15 protein-coding genes and 1 pseudogene are annotated in these 18,301 nt (G+C 74.5%); 3 read left to right on the top strand and 13 right to left on the bottom strand.

Features of this window, described 5'->3' with window-relative positions; genetic code table 11:
* Nucleotides 1–142: 142 nt before the first annotated feature.
* Both G7070_RS02300 and G7070_RS02295 read left to right on the top strand, forming a co-directional pair.
* The gene (locus tag G7070_RS02300; protein ID WP_246227234.1) at nucleotides 143–985 is read left to right on the top strand and encodes an SIS domain-containing protein; all 843 of its coding nucleotides are present in this window, start codon (nucleotides 143–145) and stop codon (nucleotides 983–985) included.
* Nucleotides 986–1,019: 34 nt separating this feature from the next.
* Nucleotides 1,020–1,466 (top strand): type II 3-dehydroquinate dehydratase, encoded by a 447-nt coding sequence (locus G7070_RS02295; protein WP_166231660.1) that lies wholly within the window; start codon nucleotides 1,020–1,022, stop codon nucleotides 1,464–1,466.
* On the opposite strand, the gene G7070_RS02290 is transcribed toward G7070_RS02295, so the two are convergent.
* The 10 genes and pseudogenes from G7070_RS02290 to G7070_RS02250 all read right to left on the bottom strand — a co-directional run bounded on the left by G7070_RS02290 (nucleotide 1,463) and on the right by G7070_RS02250 (nucleotide 15,354).
* On the bottom strand, nucleotides 1,463–2,296 hold the full coding sequence (locus tag G7070_RS02290) for a Cof-type HAD-IIB family hydrolase (RefSeq protein WP_166231658.1): 834 nt from the start codon (nucleotides 2,294–2,296) through the stop codon (nucleotides 1,463–1,465). The genes G7070_RS02295 and G7070_RS02290 overlap by 4 nt on opposite strands.
* Nucleotides 2,297–2,423: 127 nt before the next feature.
* The gene (locus G7070_RS02285; RefSeq protein ID WP_166231656.1) at nucleotides 2,424–3,989 is read right to left on the bottom strand and encodes a hypothetical protein; all 1,566 of its coding nucleotides are present in this window, start codon (nucleotides 3,987–3,989) and stop codon (nucleotides 2,424–2,426) included.
* Between the two features lie 492 nt (nucleotides 3,990–4,481).
* Nucleotides 4,482–5,357 (bottom strand): VWA domain-containing protein, encoded by an 876-nt coding sequence (locus G7070_RS02280; RefSeq protein ID WP_206079899.1) that lies wholly within the window; start codon nucleotides 5,355–5,357, stop codon nucleotides 4,482–4,484.
* A gap of 46 nt (nucleotides 5,358–5,403) precedes the next feature.
* Complete coding sequence (locus tag G7070_RS17505; protein WP_206079898.1) at nucleotides 5,404–5,568, bottom strand: hypothetical protein; 165 nt, start codon at nucleotides 5,566–5,568, stop codon at nucleotides 5,404–5,406.
* Nucleotides 5,565–6,986, bottom strand: a complete 1,422-nt coding sequence (locus G7070_RS19145) for a DUF5682 family protein (RefSeq protein WP_166231654.1) — start codon at nucleotides 6,984–6,986, stop codon at nucleotides 5,565–5,567. The genes G7070_RS17505 and G7070_RS19145 overlap by 4 nt, the downstream gene beginning before the upstream one ends.
* Nucleotides 6,983–7,909: a DUF5682 family protein gene (locus tag G7070_RS19140; protein ID WP_166231652.1), complete on the bottom strand. Its 927-nt coding sequence runs from the start codon at nucleotides 7,907–7,909 to the stop codon at nucleotides 6,983–6,985. The genes G7070_RS19145 and G7070_RS19140 overlap by 4 nt, the downstream gene beginning before the upstream one ends.
* A gap of 1 nt (nucleotide 7,910) precedes the next feature.
* Nucleotides 7,911–9,026 (bottom strand): ATP-binding protein, encoded by a 1,116-nt coding sequence (locus tag G7070_RS02265; RefSeq protein WP_166231650.1) that lies wholly within the window; start codon nucleotides 9,024–9,026, stop codon nucleotides 7,911–7,913.
* 25 nt (nucleotides 9,027–9,051) lie between these two features.
* On the bottom strand, nucleotides 9,052–11,796 hold the full coding sequence (locus tag G7070_RS02260) for a DUF4132 domain-containing protein (RefSeq protein WP_166231648.1): 2,745 nt from the start codon (nucleotides 11,794–11,796) through the stop codon (nucleotides 9,052–9,054).
* A gap of 169 nt (nucleotides 11,797–11,965) precedes the next feature.
* Nucleotides 11,966–12,151: pseudogene (locus tag G7070_RS19725) on the bottom strand (WGR domain-containing protein); the annotation flags it as partial.
* Between the two features lie 101 nt (nucleotides 12,152–12,252).
* Entirely contained in the window at nucleotides 12,253–15,354 is a 3,102-nt protein-coding gene (locus G7070_RS02250) for a DUF4132 domain-containing protein (RefSeq protein WP_166231647.1), read from the bottom strand.
* A 135-nt stretch (nucleotides 15,355–15,489) separates the two neighbouring features.
* On the opposite strand from G7070_RS02250, the gene ahcY reads away from it, so the two are divergent.
* Complete coding sequence (gene ahcY / locus G7070_RS02245) at nucleotides 15,490–16,905, top strand: adenosylhomocysteinase (RefSeq protein ID WP_246227233.1); 1,416 nt, start codon at nucleotides 15,490–15,492, stop codon at nucleotides 16,903–16,905.
* A 9-nt stretch (nucleotides 16,906–16,914) separates the two neighbouring features.
* Here the strand turns inward: ahcY and G7070_RS02240 are convergent, their stop codons facing one another.
* Genes G7070_RS02240 through G7070_RS02230 form a run of 3 tightly spaced genes read right to left on the bottom strand, consistent with a single transcriptional unit; the run spans nucleotide 16,915 to nucleotide 18,292 of the window.
* The gene (locus G7070_RS02240) at nucleotides 16,915–17,520 is read right to left on the bottom strand and encodes a hypothetical protein (RefSeq protein WP_166231643.1); all 606 of its coding nucleotides are present in this window, start codon (nucleotides 17,518–17,520) and stop codon (nucleotides 16,915–16,917) included.
* Nucleotides 17,517–18,017, bottom strand: a complete 501-nt coding sequence (locus tag G7070_RS02235; protein WP_166231642.1) for a SixA phosphatase family protein — start codon at nucleotides 18,015–18,017, stop codon at nucleotides 17,517–17,519. Before G7070_RS02235 ends, G7070_RS02240 begins: the two co-directional genes overlap by 4 nt.
* Complete coding sequence (locus G7070_RS02230; protein WP_166231640.1) at nucleotides 18,014–18,292, bottom strand: DUF3039 domain-containing protein; 279 nt, start codon at nucleotides 18,290–18,292, stop codon at nucleotides 18,014–18,016. The genes G7070_RS02235 and G7070_RS02230 overlap by 4 nt, the downstream gene beginning before the upstream one ends.
* Between the last annotated feature and the right edge of the window lie 9 nt (nucleotides 18,293–18,301).

Below are 18,301 nucleotides of genomic sequence, written 5' to 3'. Positions count from 1 at the left end.
ACGACCCGGGCGTCCTCGCCGGAGCCGACGGCCTGCTGCGCCCCCTCGCCGAGGCCGGCGCCCGGCTGCGGCGCGACGTCGCGGAGTCCCAGGCCGCCATCGACTCCCTTCTGGGGAGAGCCGGCCCCGCGCCGTCATCGCGGTGGGCCCCGAGGCCCGCCTGCTGCGCGCCGTGCTGGAACCCGTCTGCCCGGTGCCGTTCGTGGCCTGGTCGGTCGGACGCCTGCCCGGCTGGGTCGGCCCGCTCGACCTGGTCGTGGTGCTGGGCGGCGAGGGCAGCGACCTGTCCGGCGCGCACGAGGCGCTGCGCCGCGGCGCCCGGCTCCTCGTCGTCGCCCCCGCCGACTCGCTGCTGGCCCAGGGGTCGGCGTCCCGCGCCACCACCCTGCTGCCCGTGCTGACCTCCGACCCGTTCCCGGCCGCGATCGTCGCGCTGGCGGCGCTGCAGCGGCTCGGCCTGGGCGAGGAGACCCACCCGGCCGCCGTCGCCGACGCCCTGGACGCCGTCGCCACCGAGTCGGGCTACGCGATCGACCTGGCCACCAACCCGGCCAAGGCGCTCGCCATCGAACTCGCCGACGCCCAGCCGCTGGTGTGGGGCGCCTCGGTGCTCGCCGCGCGCGCCTCCCGCCGGATCGCCGAGGCGGTGCGCACCGCGTCCGGGCGGGTGGCGCTCGCCGCGGACGCCTCGGAGCTGCTGCCGATCCTGGCCTCGGTCGGGCGCCGGGACCCGTTCGCCGACCCGGTCGACGGCGAGTCCGAGGACCGCCCGACCCTGGTGATCGTCGACGACGGCCACTCCGACGAGGAGGCCGTCGACCGCCGCACCGCGCTGGCGGGCAACGCGCGGACCGCCGACGTGCGCGTCAGCGTGATCGCCGCGAACGAGGGATCGACGCTCGAGCGGTACGCGACCGTCCTGGCCAAGGGCCGGTTCGCCGCCGCCTACCTGCAGATCGGGCTCGCCCGTGAACACCGCCGCTGACCCCGCGTCCGCGGCACGAGACGAAGGAGTGCCCATGGCCGGGCGACGGGTCCTGGTGCTGAACGGGGTCAACCTCGGGCGGCTCGGGCAGCGGCAACCCGAGGTGTACGGCGCCACCACGCACGCCCAGCTCGCCGGGCACCTGGAGCGGACGGGGGCGGGGCTCGGGCTGGACGTCGAGGTGCGCCAGACCGACCACGAGGGCGAGTTCGTGGGGTGGCTGCACGAGGCGGCGTCCCAGGACGTGCCGGTCGTGCTGAACCCGGGCGCGTGGTCGCACTACAGCTACGCCATCGCCGACGCCGTCGTGCAGGTGCCGTTCGCCGTCGAGGTCCACATCTCCAACGTCCACCAGCGGGAGGCGTGGCGGCACACGATGGTGATCTCGCCCTACGTGCGCGGCACGATCCTGGGCCTGGGCCTGGGCGGGTACGACCTGGCGCTGGCGCACGTCGCCGCGGCGCTGGTCGAGCCCGACTAGCCGAACCAGGTCTCCAGCGTCGTCAGGACGCCCGCCTCGTCGTTGCCCGGCGCCCCGTGGGTCGCCGCCGCCCGGACGTGCGCGGGCGCGTTCGCCATCGCGACGCCGTAGCCGGCCCAGCGCAGCATCTCCAGGTCGTTGCCGCCGTCGCCGAACGCCGCCACCGCGGTCGCGGGCACGCCCCAGCGTGTGGTCAGCAGTTCCAGGCCGGCCGCCTTGTTCACGCCCGGGACCACGACGTCGATGTTCCGGTGCCCGCTCGAGGTGACGTGCGCGATGTCGGACAGCCGCCGCTGCAGCGCCTCGAGTTCGCCCGGGAGCAGCGGGTCGCGCCGGTCGGCGGAGAACTTGAACACCCGGTCGGCGACCTCCTCCAGCGTGCCGACCCGGGTCAGGACCGGGCAGTAGCGCGCCATGAACGTGCCGAACCACTCCGAGGCGCCGTCGCCCAGGTAGGCGCCGCCGGGGCCCGAGGCGAGGAACTCCCCGCCGACGACGTCGCGCAGTGCGGCGATGATCCGGCGCGCGTCCGGCTCGGGGAACCGCGACTGCCGCAGCACCGCGCCGCGGTCGCGGACGTCGGAGCCGTTGTCGGCGACGAACGCGAGCCGCTGGGGCTCGGTGAAGTACCGCTCGAGCTGGGGGTACTGGTTGCCGCTGGCCACCACGAAGCGGACGCCGGCGGCGTCCATCCGCTCGCGGATCCGGGCGAAGCGGGCGGCGTCGTAGCGCGACGAGGCGTCCAGGAACGTCCCGTCCATGTCCACCGCGACGACGCGCGGGGCGGGGTCGTCGACGGTGAGGGTCGGCAGGTCGGGCGCGGCGGTCATGGCACCAGCCTGCCCGGGCGGCGCCGCCGCCTCAACGTCCGCCGCGGGTGAGGGCGGCCGGTCGGCCGTTCGGCTCGACCATTCTCCGCCGCCGCAGGGGGTCGCGCCCGGGCGGGTCGTGTGCGGGTCAGTCGGCGAAGGCGAGCAGGACGCAGGCGTCGGCGAACGCGGCGCGGCGCGTCGTGGAGGAGCGCACCGCGGTGGCGAGCCCGTGCGCGACCACGCTGAGCCGCGGCAGGCCGGACGCCTCGGCGGCGACCGCGGCGCGGGCGAGTTCCGGCGCCAGGGTCGAGGCGCCGCGGCGCCCGCCCAGGATCAGCAGGCGCCCCAGGGGGCCGGCGACGGCGTCCCAGGCCGCCCGCCACGGGTCGAGCGCGCCCGCGGGGAGCCGGGGCGGACCGACCGGGTCGCAGCCGAGAGCGCGGTCGCCCTGCGGCAGGAACACACCCGAGGGCAGCCACACGGCGGTCGGGACGACGTCGAGGCCGCCCTCGCCCAGGCGCCACCGGCCCGCGACGGCCGTGACGCCGCCCTCGGCGAGCATCCCCACCAGGCGGCGCGCGCCCTCGGCCGTCCGGTCGCTCCAGGGCAGCACCAGGTCGGCGGTCGCGCCGGAGGAGTCGGTCAGTTCCGCCGTCACGAGGCCGGCCGTGGCGTCGACGCGGACCTCCCCGACCGCGGCGACCGGCGCCGGCAGGACGCCGTCGGCGGGGCGCCGCGGCCCCAGCGGGCCGGGGACGCCGGACAGTTGCGCCGCGACGTCGGCGAACCCGTCGGGCACGACCGCGCCCAGGCCGGCCAGGTCGAGGACGGGGCTGGGCGCGACCGAGACCCGGGTGCGGCCGATCGTCATCCGGTCGCCCCGCCGCCGGAACCGGGGCACCAGCGCGTTGCCGACCGCCCAGTCGCGCAGGGCGGTCCCCGAGCGGCGCTGCGCCAGCAGGTCGGCGGGCTGCACCGGCGCCTCCGCGGTGTCCTCCCGTTCGGCGTCCAGGGTGAGCACCGCCCCGGTGCGGACGTCCAGCAGGAAGACCCGCAGCGCGTTCCAGCCGCCCACGTGCGTCCACTCGGCGCCGAGCCCGAGCAGCCGGGCCGACTCCCCGGCGACCTCGGCGTCCGGACGCCCGGCCACGACGGCGTGCGGCGCGGGGCCGTCGAAGGACAGCGCCCGCAGCCGGGCCTCGACCTCGCCGATGAGCAGCAGCAGCCGTTCGGGCGACAACTGGGCGTCGTGGCCGCGGTGATGCTCCAGCTGGGTGATGATCTCGCGCAGCGCGGCGGCGGGGTGGACGTGTCCCTGCGCCTCCCAGGCGGACGCGAGCCGCACGGCGCCGCCGATGAGGGCGTCCGCCGCCCCGAGCCCGACGTCGAGCAGTTGGTCCAGCCACGCGTGCCACGGCGCGGCGTCGACGCGATCGGCGGCCGGCACCGTGGTGTCCACCAGGACGGCGGGCGCCTCGGCCAACCCGGGCGCGGCGAGCGCGCGGGCGCGCTCGGCCAGGTAGAGGTGGACGCAGGTCGGCGCCCCGCACTCGCAGCGGGCGTAACGGGCGTCGGTGCCCAGCGGGTAGCGGACGCCGATGTCGAACGGGTGCAGCAGCCGGACGCGCAGCCGCGGCACCGTCGTGACCCGCGCCGTGATCCCGGCGGCCGCCAGACGGTCGCCCTGGGCGGCCAGCCGCGCCCCGAACACAGCCTCGTTCGCCGGCGCGGCAGCGTCGGCAGAGCCCGCGGGATCGGCAGCGTCCGCGGGGGCCGCGAGGGCGGGGTCGACCTCCGCGCGTGCGTCGCCCGGGTGCCCGTCCTGCGGGGCCTGCGTGGACGGTGGCTCCGGCGGGGCCTGCGCGGAGGCCTCGGGATCGGGCGCGGCCTGCGGCCCTCCGGACGCGCCGGGGCCGGCGTCCGGGGGCGCCCGCCGGTCGCTGGGTGGTCGCGGCGCCGGATCAGCACGGCCCGCACGAGGTGCCGGCAGCGGAACATGGCCGGGCAGGAGCACTCCCAGTCGTCGAACGGACCCGGCCCCAGCACGCAGCGGGTGCCGTCGTCCGCCTCGGCGACCAGAGAGCCGTCGGGCTCCTCGGTCCAGGCGATCGCGACGTCGAGGTCCTTGGACGCGCGCCGCACGGTGCCGACGTTGGTGAGTTCCGCCAGCACCTCGGGGGTGAGGTCGTCGAGGTTCATCCGATCACCTCCGCGACCCAGGTCGCGAGCTGGTCGGGGTCATCACGGCGACGTGCGCGCCCACCGCCGCCAGCGACTGCGCGGTGACCTGGTTGTGCATCGAGCGACCGTCGGCGTCCAGGGCGCCCAGGCACAGCACCCGGACGCCGTCCTGCACCAGCCTGGCGGTGGTCGCGATCAGCGGCCCGTCGTGGCCGCCCTCGTAGAAGTCCGAGATCATCACGACGATGGAGCGCCGCGGGTTGTTCAGCAGCGACGCCGCGTACTCCATGGCGACGTTGATCGCCGTACCGCCGCCCAACTGGACGCGCATCAGCACCTCGACGGGGTCCGCGGCCTGCCCGGTGAGGTCGACGACCGAGGTGTCGAACGCGATCAGGTGGGTGCGCATCGCCGAGATACCGGTGAAGATGGCCGCGGTGACGGCGGCGTGGATGACGCTGTTGACCATCGACCCCGACTGGTCGACCGCGACCACGACCTGCCAGCGGTCCTGCTGCAGCCGGACGCGGGTGTTGAACAACGGCTCCCGGATCACCAGCCGCCGGGTCGCCGGGTCGATGTGGCGGAGGTTGGCGCGGACCGTGCCCCGGGCGTCGAAGTTCGCCGCGACGTGCTGCCGGGACCGCCGCCGCGGGTCGCGCCGCCCGGTGAAGGGGTTGGTGATCGGGCGGGCCAGCGACCGCATCAGGTCGCGGACGACCTTGTCGACGATGGTGCGGGCCATCGCCAGCACCTCCGGGTTCATCAGGTGCTTGGTCGACAGGATCGCCTTGAGCAGCCCGGTGTTGGGCGTCGCTTTGGCCAGGGTCTCGGCGTTCGTGACGACCTCGGTCAGCCCGTGCCGGTTCACGGCGTCGTCCATGATCTTCTCGGCCACCGACCGGGGAACAGCGTGTGCACCCGGTTGACCCATTCGGGCACCGTCATCGCGCCGGTGCCGTCGGGGACCCCTCGCGCCCCTCCAGGAACGCCAGCGCCTCCTCCATGCCGGCCGCGCTGCCGGTGAGCGCGCCCAGCCGCTGCTCGGCCTCCGACCCCAGGGCCAGCCGCCACCGCTGCCGGCGGCGGACCTCGTCCTCCTCGCTCACGCGGCACCCCCCGTCCAGGTCGCCACGGCGTCCCACAGCCGGGACTCGCGCCGCCCGAGCTCGACGAGCGCGGCGGCGCCGACCGTGAGGCGCGGCGCCCCCGTCGCGTCGCCGGTGAGGTGCTCCAGCAGCGCCCCGCGTTCGCGGGAGGTGAGCTCGTGCATGGCGCGGCGCAGGTCCGGCAGCGCCTCCAGGAACGCGTCGTCGTCCCAGTGCCGCAGGGCGTCGTCGGCGGCGGTGAAGATCTGCGGGGCCGCGATGGCGAGGTGGCCGGCGACCGCGAGCAGCCCCGAGTAGAACCGCCCGGTGGCGGCGGGGTCGGTCATTCGGGCCTCCAGCGCGGCGCCGGGGTCGCCCGACAGCAGCCAGCCGGCGCCGATCAGGGCGCCCTCGAACTCGGGGTCGTGGTGCGGGGACCCCGGCGGCCGCTCGGTCTGGGTCCGCAGGGCGGTGGCGACGGCGTCCGCGTCCAGGCCGAGGCTCTCCTGCAGCGTCACCGTCGTCTCGGCCAGGTGGCGCAGAGCCCGCACCATCGGGGTGAGCCCGGGGCCGTCCGCGACCGGGCCGAGCCGCTCGACGACCGCGGTGGTGCGCTCGTGGGCGAACCGCGTCAGGTCGGCGAGGTCGTCGCGCCCCACCGCGCCCAGCCAGGTGTCGAAGTGCACGAGCCGGACCAGGGCGTCCAGCGTGACGCCGAGGGCCCCCAGGTCGTCGGAGACGGCGAGCACGTCCGTCAGGGCGCGACCCAGGCGTCCGGACACGTCGTCGAGCCCGGAGCGGACCGCGTCGGTGAGCACCTCCGCCAGCACCTCCAGCGTGCCCAGGCGGGCCCGATGCTCCAGGACGGCGGTCACCGCGTGGTCCAGCGAGCCGCCCCAGCGCGAGGCGAAGATCAGGGCGGCCTCGACCGCCTCGTTCCAGGCCACGTCCCAGCGCTCGTCGCTCGACACCACGGCGCGGGCGTTCAGCCGGCCGCCCTGCGGGGTGCGGAGGGTCGCCGCCGGCACGTCGAGGACGCGGAGCGCGTGCAGCAGGCGGCTGACGCGGCGATCCTCGGGCCGGTCGAGGCTCAGGACGCGCGGGGTCGCCTCCCGGCCGCGGGGGAGCCCGGCCTCGTCCCACAGCCGGCGCGTCTGCGTCACGAGCGGGGGCACGTCGGCGCCCGCGGCGAGCTTGCCGGACGCCCCGCCGCGGAGCGCCTCCCGCAGGATCTCCAGCAGCGGGTGGTCCTCGTCGAGGTCGTCCTTGACCACCGCGGCGGTGATGCCGTCCACCAGGTCGTCGCGCCACAGCCTGGCGTGGCCGCGGATCTCCTGCAGCGCCCGCGCCGTGGTCATGGCCGCGATGGCGTCCGCGGGGGACAGGGGCACCTGCCGGCGCCGCAGCGCGCTGATCGACTCGGTGAACAGGGAGGTCACGGCCGCCTCGGCCCGCTCGGGGGCGTGGTGAAGATCCGGTGGTAGAAGCCGGGGTTGGGCTGCCCCGCCAGGTAGCCGCGGTGGGCGTCCAGGCTCTCGTACGAGGTCGGGACGAGCGCGGTCCCGGTCACCCGGCCGGGCAGCGGGACGGGCGTCACGGGCCGCGCCGCCGGGCGCTCCCCGCGCAGCAGCGCCTGCAGCCCGGACGTGTGGAAGGCGCCGGTCAGCACGAGCACCGGCCCGGTGGTGGACGCCAGCGTCTCGGCGATGCGCGCCGCCATGTGAGCCTCGCGGGCGACGTTCTCCGGCCCGGAGGGGCCCTGGTCGTCGTCCCGCGCGCTGAGGCGCAGGCCGGCGCCGACGGCGTGCGCGCGCTCGAGGTAGGTCGCGGTGTCCAGCCCGGGGTCGATCTCGAAGAACTCGTCCCAGACGGCGCTCATGTCCTCGCGTCCGACGTGGGCGGCGATGGTGCCGAAGAAGTCGCGCCCGGGCTCGACCTCGCGCAGCGTGGGCGCGGCGTCGTCCTCGCCGAGCGGGACCGCGTCGTCGGGCTCGTCGATCGCCAGGCGGAGCGCGAGGGAGTCCGCCCACGGCAGGTCGATGAACGCCGTCGCCGCGCCGATGCGTCGGGCGGCGGCGATGGCCTGCCACTCGGCCGAGAACACGGTGAACGGGTACAGCGCGTGCGACTGCCGCTCCTGCCCGTCGGCCACGTACCGGACCCAGGTCATGATCGCGATGGGCAGGGTGTGGTCCAGGTGCAGCTGGTCGATCGCGGTGAACTCGGCGGGGCCCTCGATGAGGACGGCCTCGGGACGGTGACTCTCGATGAGATCCGTCACCGCGCGGGCCGCGGCCGGGGAGTGGTGCCGCACCGGGACCCAGATGACCCGCTCCAGCGCGGCGGGATCGAGCGCGGCCACGTCAGTCGAGGATGCGATGGCGGGCGTCGTAGAGCTCGCGCCAGCGGCGTCCCTTGCGCGGCTGCACCGCCCGGCTGAAGTAGCTGCGCAGCTTCGACAGGTCCTCGGCCTCGTCCTTCAGCGCGGTGCCCACCAGCGCCTCGACCAGGTCGGCGCCCGTCGGGGCGCCCCCGCTGAACCAGGCCGAGCGCAGCCCCGCCGTCACGGCCACGGAGATGGCCTCCGCGGTCGACATCGCCGTCGACAGCTGCTCGACCGGGGTGCCGTCGGAGGACCGCCCCGTCCGCAGCTCGTGGAACGCCGTCACCAGCACGTCGGTGAGGTCGCCCGGGACGCGGACCGACAGGCCTGCCGCGGCGAGGGCGGCGTCCGACTGCTGCTGCACGAGCGCGACCTCGCGGGCGTGGTCCCGGATCGGCCGGACCGTCTCGAAGTTGAACCGGCGCTTCAGCGCGGCCGACATCTCGTTGACGCCACGGTCGCGGGTGTTGGCGGTGGCGATCACCGAGAACCCCTTGCGGGCGTGCAGGACGCGGTCGGGGCCCGCGAGTTCGGGCACCGTGAGGATCCGGTCGGACAGGATGGACAGGAGCGAGTCCTGCACCTCGATCGGACAGCGGGTGATCTCCTCGAACCGGACGACCTTGCCCTCGCTCATCCCGCGGTGCACCGGGGCGGGCACCAGGGCCTCGAGGCTGGGGCCGCGGTCGAGCAGCAGCGCGTAGTTCCACGAGTACTTGATCGCGTCGTCGGTGGTGGACGCCGACCCCTGCACCGTCAGCGTCGAGTCGCCCGAGACGGCCGCGGCGAGCAGTTCGGACAGGTAGGACTTCGCGGTGCCGGGCTCGCCGATCAGCATGAGCCCGCGGTTGGTGGCCAGCGCCACGACGCACCGCTCGACGAACGCTCGCTCGCCGACGAACTTGGTCGTGATGCCCTGGCGCGGGTCGCCGAGCACGAAGTCGACCACGGCGCGCGGCGACAGGTGCCAACCGGCCGGGACGACCGCCCGCTCCAGTCGGTCGCGCTGCGCCAACGCCGCGAGTTCGGCGGCGTGCAGCGTCTCGGCCGACGGCCGCTGCACGTCCTGGGCGGTGGCCGGTGCTGCGTCGCTCATGGCGTCCTTCCGGTGCTCGTGGGCCTCAGGCCATCTTCTGGGCGAGCGCGTCGATCGAGCGCCGCACCTCCGAGACGATGAGCGGGTCGGCCTTGTCCCAGGGTAGCCAGCGGTTGCCGCGGTCCGTGGCGTACCAGAGCTCGGCGGCCTGCTTGATCGTGCCCAGGAGCAGCGTCTCGAGCTTCTGGTCCCCGGACTCGTGGATCATGCCGGTCCACAGCCCGTCGGAGATGTCGAGCACCGCCGCGAGCCCCTGGCTCTCGAACGGCAACCACAGGTAGGACACCACCCCGCCGTCGGCCGGGTTGCCGCGCCGCCAGCCCAGCCGCTCCAGCGTCGAGACCAGGGTGCCCGGGTTGATCGTGCCGCCCGGCAGCCCCAGCAACTCGGTCCCCTTCTGACCGGCCGGCAGCCCGAAGGTGGCCCGGTCGAGCTGCTCCAGCGGGGCGATCAGGTCGTAGTCGACGAGGTGGGCCCGCCACGCGCTCTTCGTCTCATCCGACAGCGTGAGGGGGTGCGCGAGGCTGAGGACGGCGTCGGCGGGCGGGACGTGGGCCTCCTCGTCGACCGTCACGTACTCCTGGTCCTCGGTGACGCGGACCAGCACGGCCGGCCGCCCCGGCACGCTCGCCTGCCACACCAGCGGGCGGATGAGCGCGTTGAGCACGGGGTGGCGCACCACGAGTTCGGCGTGCTCGGCGGCGCTCCAGGTGCGTCCGGTGACGATGGCCTTCTCCAGGCGTGCGGTCTGGATCTTGGCGACCTCGGTGAGCTGCTTGCGCAGCAGGGCGAAGTCGGCCTTGGCGGCCGCGGCGAGGTCGGCGTCGTCCTTGCTGTTCGGCGCGGGAAGCGCGGCGCGCGGCTTCCCGGTGGGGCGACCGTCGGCGTCCAGGTCGCGGACGACGGCCTTGCCCTGCGGCGACAGCGAGACCCGGAACGACCGGGGCCCGTAGCTGAGCGTGCGGGTGCCCCGCTCGTCGAGGCCGGCGTCCGGCACGACGCGGTCCTCCAACTGCTCCACCGTGAGGCCCCGCAGCGCGGCCAGCTTGGCCAGCGCCTCCTGGGCGGCCTTCTGCACGCCCTTGAACTTGGACTTGTTCGCGATGCCGGAGATCGCCTGCAGCGCGGCGTCGGTGCCGGTGGCGGCGAGCACCTCCAGGCCGAGCACGGCCCGCTGGTGCTGCGACTGGCCGGGCCACTCCCGCACCAGCGGGGTGAGCGTCTGCACGAAGCCGTCGGCGCCGAGGTAGCCGGACGCGACGAACCAGGGACGCTCGGTGGCCTTGCCGCCGTTGGCGAGGAAGGCCTGCAGCAGCGGCGTGGCCAGGGCGTCGCGGTCCTGGTCGCGCATCCGCTCCCGGACGGCCGCCACGAGGGGGCGCGGCGCACGGTCCTCGTTGTTGGCGCCGTTGACGGCCGAGGCGAGCACCGCGGCGGTGAGCGCGGCGTCCAGACGGACGCCGTCGACGATCAGCGGCGGCAGCGACGCGGGGTCGGCCCAGGAGGGGACCGCCTTGGCGATCTTCAACGCGCCCGCGGCGACCGGCGCCTCCGCCTCGGCCGCCGCGGCGGCGGTGAACCACGGCGGCGCCTCGGCGGCGCCGATGGTGGGCAGGGCGTCCTCGGCGGCCAACTCGGCCAGGACGCGGGTGAGGAAGGGGCTGGCGATGTCGTCGCCGAACGCGTCGGGGGTGGTGGCGCGCAGCTCCCGGATGATCGTCCGCAGCAGGGGGCGCTGCCCGGCGGGCACCTCGGCGGTGCTGGCCGCGATCGCGCGCGGGTGGGCGGTGAGCCACTGGACCGCGACCGGGGCGACGCGGTGGTCGGTGGCCAGCTTGAGCATGACGGGGACGGCGCCGGGTCCGGAGATCGCCCCGGCGAGCGCCCGCGCGATGGCGGTGGCCTGCACCTTGTCCACGTACTCGCCCGCCAGCCCGGCGAGCACGTCCGGGATGGCCCGCTCGCCGCCGAGCGCCAGCCACGAGGCCGCCAGTTCCGGGTCGGTGCCGAAGCCGACGCGCTCCATCCAGGTCCGCCGCTCCTCGGGGTCGGGGAGCCCCGTGACCGCGGCGAGCACGACGGAGGGCGAGGGCTCCTCGGCCGCGAAGGCCTGGATCAGGGCGGCGCGGATCTCCTCGGGCGTGCCGAACAGCGCCTCGCGCGCCAGCTGGTGCTCGGCGTCCTGGCGGGCGGCGGACACCCGCGCCCAACTGCGTGGGTGCGGGGCCGGCTGCGGCGGCATCACCCGCTCGTGGTCGGCGAGCAGCGGCACGACGAGGGCGCGCAGGGCGGGCAGGCAGAGATCGCGGAAGGTGTCGCCGAAGTCCCGCGCCCGCGCCAGGGCGGCCAGGGTGTCCGGCGCGCCGGCGAGCGCGAACAGTGAGGTCACGAGCGTGTCGGCGGGGAGGTTGTAGAACGCCGCGGGCATGGACAGGTCGGTGGGTCCGTCCGCCTTGTCGGCGTAGGCCAGCCGCTCTCGGACCGTGGGGGTCTCGTAGGGGCGGGTGTCGGCGGCGTTCTTCTCCCGGCCCTGTCCGAACGACAGCCACCAGGACGCCACCGCCGCGGTCGGGACGCCGTCGAACGGCAACGCGTCGAAGACCACCTTGGCGCTGTAGTCCCGGGTGGGGACGCTGTGGGCGCGGACCCAGTCGCGGCGGGTGGCCGGGTCGGAGGCCAGCGCGAGGTCGGCGTCCTGCAGGGGCTCCGGAGCCAGCGACTCGCCCGCGAGCAGGGCCCGCTGCACCGCGGACGTGGCGATCCGCAGCACGTCCCCGGCACCCCACGCCTCCTCCTGGGGGCGGCGGCCGGGGGACCACCTCCGGCGCGGGGGAACCGTCCGCGGGGGCCGCCGGGGACGCCGCCTTGGGCGCCGGCGCGGCCTTCACGGTGGGCGCGACCGGTGTGAGCGCGCCGGAGGCGGCGCCCTCGACGTAGCCCTTCTTCACCTTGGACGCGATGAGCTTGTCCGCCTCGGCCTGCGCCTTGACGGCCGTGTCGTACTGGGTGGTCTTGGTCTGGCCGTTGGTGCCGGTCCGTCCGTAGTTCACGGTCACCGCGCTGCCGGAGACGTCGATGCTCCAGAACTTGTCGGAGGTTCCCTCGACGAGGCTGAAGGTGCGCATGGGGGTCCTTTCGCGACGGTGGCCCCGACCTTAGGGGAGGGGCGGGGTGCGGCGGCGGGCTTCCGAACGGTGGTACCTGAGAGGTGGTGGCGCAGGGAAGGTCAGGCCATCTTCTCGGCGAGCGCCGCCATCGAGCGCAGCACCTCCGAGATCAGCAGCGGGTCGGCGTCCTGCCAGGGCAGCCACTCGGTGTCGCGGTCGTCGACGTACCAGAGGCTCTCCGCCTGGCCGACGGTGCACAGGTGGAGCCCCTCGAGCTTCTGGTCGCCGGACTCGTGGATCATGCCGGTCCACAACCCGTCGGAGATGTCGAGCACCGCGGCGCGGTCCTGGGTCTCGAAGGGCAGCCACAGCAGCGACACCACCCCGGCGTCGGCGGGAGCGCCGCGGCGCCAGCCCATCCGCTCCAGCGTCGAGACCAGTGTGCCGGGGTTGACGGTGCCCGCGGGCGGCTGCAGCCGGGTGCCGGTGGCGCCGGCCGGCAGCTCGAAGGTGGCGCGGTCGAGCTGTTCCAGCGGCGCGATCAGGTCGTGGTCGACCAGGTGCGCCCGCCACGCGTCCTTCACCTCGTCGGGCAGCGCCAGGGGGTGCGCCAGCGCCAGCACGGCGCCGTCGGGAAGCTCGTAGGTCTCCTCGTCGACCGTGACGTAGTCCTGCTCCTCGGTGACCCGCACCAGCGCCTCCGGGGCGCCGTCGGCGGCGAACACCTGCCACACCAGCGGCCGGATCAGCGCGTTCAGCACCGGGTGCCGGGCCACCAGCTCGGCGTGCTCGTCGCCGGCCCAGGTGCGGCCGGTCACGATCGCCTTCTCGAGCCGGGCGGTCTGGATCTTGGCCACCTCGGTGAGCTGCTTGCGCAGCAGGGCGAAGTCGGCCTTGGCGGCCGCGGCCAGCTCGGCGTCGTCCTTGCTGTTCGGCGCGGGCAGCGTCGTGCGGGGCTTGCCGACGGGGCGGCCGTCCTCGTCGAGGTCGCGGATGACGGCCTTGCCCTGGGGCGACAGCGACACCCGGAACGAGCGGGGGCCGTAGCTGAGGGTGCGGGTGCCGCGCTCATCGAGATCGGCGTCGGGGACCACGCGGTCCTCGAGCTGGTCCACCGTCAGCCCGCGCAGCGCCGCCAGCTTCGCCAGCGACTCCTGCGCCGCCGCCTGGACGCCCTTGAACTTGGACTTGTTCGCGATGCCCGAGATCGCCTGCAGGGCGGCGTCCGTGCCGGTCGCGGCGAGCACGTCCAGGCCCAGCACGGCGCGGGCGTGCTGCGACTGGCCGGGCCACTCGCGCACCAGCGGCGTCAGGGCGTGCACGAAGCCGTCGGCGCCCAGGTAGCCCGCAGCCATGAACCACACCCGGTCGGCGGGCTTGCCGCCGTTGGTCAGGAACGCGCTCATCAGCGGGAGCGCGAACGCGTCGCGGTCCTTGCCGCGCATCCGCTCCCGGACGGCGGCTACGAGCGGACGGGGAGCGAGATCCGGGTCATTGACGCCGCGCACCGCGCAGCCCAGGACGGTGCCGGTCAACTCGTCGTCCAGGCGCATGCCGTCGACGACGAGCGGCGGCAACGCGTCCACCCAGGCGGGCACCTTGGTGGGGAGCTTCAGGGTGCCCTCGTGGAGCGGGGTGGCGTCGTCGCGCTCCAGCGCCGCGGTGAACCAGTCGGGGGCCGCCGACGCGGCGAGGGTCGGCATCGCCGCCTCCTCAGCCAGATCGGCCAGCACGTCCGCGACGAACGGGTTCGCGACCGGGCCGGTCATCACCTCCGCACGCGTCACGGACAGCTCGCGCACCACCGTGCGGAGCAGGTCCCGCTGCCCCGCGGGCACCGGGGCGGTGCTCGCGACGAGCTCACGCGGATGCGCGATCAGCCACGCCACCGCCGCGCCCGACAGCCGCGGGTTGGCAGCGGCCCGGATCACGATCGGGACGGCGCCGGGTCCGCCTATCGTGCCCATCAGGGCCTTGAACAGCCCCACCGCCTTGGTCTTGTCGACCGCGTCGCCGACCATCCACGCCGCGACGGTGTCGACCGCGGCCGGGCCCCCGAAAACCACCAGGCGGTGGACCAGGGCGGTGGACGGCTTGAGCGCGACGCGGGCGAGCCACTCGGCACGCTCGGCCTCCTCGGGCAGCACCGTCACGGCCGCGAGCACCAGCGCGGCGTGGGGCGATCCCGTCGCGAACACGGTGGCGAGCGCGTGCCGCACGTCGTCGGGGGAGCCGAACAGCACGGCTTCCGCCAGGTCGTGGACCGCCTGGGTGTAGGCCTCGGGGACCGGCGTCATGTGGCCGACCTGATCGGGCCTGCGCGGCATCACCCGCTCGGCCGGGGCGAGCTGCGGCGCGATCAGGACGCGCAGCGCCGGAAGGGTCAGGTCGCGATCGGCGTCCGCGTGGGAGTGGGCCGCGGCCAGGGTCTTCAGGGTGGCCGCGGGCCCCGACAGCGCCGATAGGGCGGCCACGATCGTGTCGGCGGGCAGGTTGTAGCCGCGGGCCGGCACCGCCGTGGTGACCGAGTCGGCGTCCCGGTTCGCGAAGGTCATCCGCTCCCGCATCGCCCCGAACCGCTCCATGTCGTAGAAGGAGGACGCCCACGTCTTCTCCTGGCCCTGGCCGAACGCGATCCACCAGGACGCGACGTCCGCCGTCGGGACGCCCTCGAAGGGGTCGGCGTCGAAGCTGACGTCGTAGGAGTAGTCGCTGAGCGGGTGGGTGTGCGCGCCGAGCCAGGCGCGGCGCGCGGCGGGGTCGGCCGCCATCGCCAGCGCGTCGGCCTCCAGCGGCGTCGGGTCCATCGCCTCGCCCGCCAGCAGTGCCCGGTCGACCGGGGTGAGCCGGATCTCCAGGTGGTCGGCGCCCGCCCACTCCGGCTCGGGCTCCGGCTCCGGTTCGGCGGCGGGCGTGGCCGGGGCGGCCGCGGGCGCGGCGGCCTTCGTGGAGGCGCCGGCCGGGGCGGGTGCGGCCTTCTTGACGGTCGGCGTGACCGGCGCGATCGCGCCGCCGCCGGAACCCTCGGTGTAGCCCTTCTTCACCTTGGACGCGATCAGCTTGTCCGCCTCGGTGCGCGCCTTCTCCGCGGTGTCGTACTGCGTGGTCTTGGTCTGGCCGTTGGTGCCGGTGCGTCCGTAGTTCACGGTCACCGCGCTGCCGTCGACGTCGATGTTCCAGAACTTGTCGGAGGTTCCCTCGACCAGGCTGAACGTGCGCATGGCGTCCCTTCGTGGTGGCAGCGCGGCCGTGGGTGGGGCCGACGACGCTGCGGCACAACGATCCCGAACGCCGCCATGCGCGGTCAACCGGGCGGTTGCCGGGGCGGTGCCCCGGCCCCGGTAGGCTCGGGCCTCGTGGACTACCGCGTCGCAGACCTGAACCTGGCCGAGTTCGGCCGCAAGGAGATCGAGCTGGCCGAGCACGAGATGCCCGGCCTCATGGCGATGCGGGAGCGCTACCGCGACGCCAAGCCGCTGGCCGGCGCACGGATCGCGGGCAGCCTGCACATGACGGTGCAGACCGCCGTGCTGATCGAGACGCTGGTCGAGCTCGGCGCGCAGGTGCGCTGGGCGTCCTGCAACATCTTCTCCACCCAGGACCACGCCGCCGCCGCGATGGTGGTCGGCGACGGCACGCCGGAGGATCCCCGCGGCGTCCCGGTGTTCGCGTGGAAGGGCGAGACGCTCGAGGACTACTGGTGGTGCACCGAGCAGATCCTTACCTGGCCCGGCGGCGAGCAGCCCAACATGATCCTGGACGACGGCGGCGACGCCACCCTCTACGTCCACAAGGGCGTGGAGTTCACCAAGGCCGGCGAGGTGCCGCAGGCGAGCGCGTCCGATTCGGGCGAGTACCGGGTGATCCTGGAGAAGCTGCGCACCTCGGGGCTGGACTTCGTCGCCCTGGCCAACAGCGTCCGCGGCGTCACCGAGGAGACCACCACGGGCGTCCACCGGCTGTACGAGATGGCGCGCGAACAGGCGCTGCTGTTCCCGGCGATCAACGTCAACGACTCGGTCACCAAGTCCAAGTTCGACAACAAGTACGGCGTCCGACACTCCCTGATCGACGGCATCAACCGCGGCACCGACGTGCTGATCGGCGGCAAGGTGGCCGTGGTGTGCGGCTACGGCGACGTCGGCAAGGGCTGCGCCGAGTCGCTGGCCGGGCAGGGCGCCCGCGTGATCGTCACCGAGATCGACCCGATCTGCGCGCTGCAGGCCGCCATGGACGGCTACCAGGTCGCGACCCTGGACGACGTGGTCGGCACGGCCGACATCGTGGTCACGGCGACCGGGTGCCGCGACGTGGTGACCGCCGCCCACATGGCGGCCATGAAGCACAACGCGATCGTGGGCAACATCGGCCACTTCGACAACGAGATCGACATGGCCGGCCTGGAGGCGACGCCGGGGATCGAGCGCCGCACCGTGAAGCCGCAGGTCGACCAGTGGGTGTTCCCCGACGGCCACGCCGTCATCGTGCTGAGCGAGGGCCGGCTGCTGAACCTCGGCAACGCGACCGGGCACCCCAGCTTCGTGATGAGCAACAGCTTCACCAACCAGGTGCTGGCCCAGATCGAGCTGTTCACCAAGCCGCAGGACTACCCGACGGGCGTCTACACGCTGCCCAAGCACCTGGACGAGGAGGTCGCCCGGCTGCACCTGGACGCCCTCGGCGTCCGGCTGACCACCCTGACCGACACCCAGGCCGACTACCTGGGCGTGGCCGCCCAGGGGCCGTTCAAGCCCGACGCCTACCGCTACTGAGGCGGGCCGTCACAGGTCGAGCACGTAGGCGTTGCCCTCGGGGTGGAAGCCCAGCAGCTCGAGGTAGTTGCGGTGCACCGAGGTGTGCGCGTTCGCCACGAGCCGGGTGAAGCCCGCCTCGGTGAACACCGTCCGCCCCGGCCCGAACAGCCAGCGCGCCTGCGTGCTGTCGCGGTAGGCGGGCGTCACGTAGTCGAGCTTGATGAGCAGTTCGTTGCCCGCCGGCTCCCCGATGAGGATGCCCGCGGGCAGCCCGTCGCGGTTGACGAGGCGGATGAACGTGTCGTGCGGGCTGGGGTGGTACTCGGGCTGGCTGTTGGCGATCTCGCCGGCGTTGCCGCCCAGGTAGTCGGCGAGGAAGGGAGACCCGGGGTCGAGCGGGACGGCGCTGAACGCGGTGCCGGCCCCCAGGTCGCGTCGCAGTTGGGTCACGCTGATGACGGCGTAGACCAGGTTGGCGATGGTGACCGGCCACGCGGCGATCAGGACGCCGTAGACCGCGAGCAGCAGGGCGCCGATGATCCCCAGCCAGCGCATCTTCACCCGGGACCTCATCGCCAGCGACGTGACGATGAACGCCGCGCCCGCGTAACCGATGACGTCGTACCAGATCATCCCCGCGGCACCTCGTAGGCCGCGAGGGTGGCGACGTCCTCGGCCAGGGCGTCCCAGGGGTGCTCGGTGGTCAACACGGCGATGGCGCTCGTGGGGAACTTGGCCTCGATCTCCGACCGGGACGCCGAGGGGGGCGTCAGCGTCAGGATCACGTCGCTGAGGGTCGGCTCGTGGCCGATCATCAGGACGCGGGCCGCGCCGGCGGGCAGCCCCTTCAGCTCCGCGATGATCTGCGGCGTCCACGCGTGGTACAGCGCGTCCAGCGTCCGCACCTCCCGGGCGGTCGCGCCGCCCATCTGGAGGCACTGCCAGGTCTGCTGCGCCCGTGCGGCGGGGGAGACCAGCGCCAGGTCGAAGCCCAGCGGCGCGAGGATCTGCCCCGCCACCACGGCGTCGCGGGTGCCCCGCGGGTTGAGCGGCCGGGCGATGTCGGGATCGTTGGTCTTCCAGGACGACTTGCCGTGTCGCATCACGACCAGCGTCCGCGTGGTGGTCATGAGTCCTGCCCGCCGCCGTCCTTGTCGCCGCCGCCCTGGAAGCTCTCCCAGATCTCCTTGCACTCGGGGCAGACCGGGAACTTGTCGGGGTTGCGGCTCGGCACCCACACCTTGCCGCACAGCGCGACCACCGGGGTGCCCATCACCATGGCCTCGGTGAGCTTGTTCTTGGCGACGAAGTGGCTGAACCGTTCGTGATCGCCCTCGTCGAGCCGGAGGTCGGTGCGCTCATCGACGACCGTCTGCGAACCTGGGGCCGGAGTGAGTTGGGTCATGCATTTCAT

It is taken from the genome of Propioniciclava coleopterorum (assembly GCF_011393335.1).
Lineage (GTDB): Bacteria > Actinomycetota > Actinomycetes > Propionibacteriales > Propionibacteriaceae > Propioniciclava > Propioniciclava coleopterorum.
Note: the sequence above shows the minus strand (reverse complement) of the source record. Positions and strands in the feature narration are given on the sequence as shown.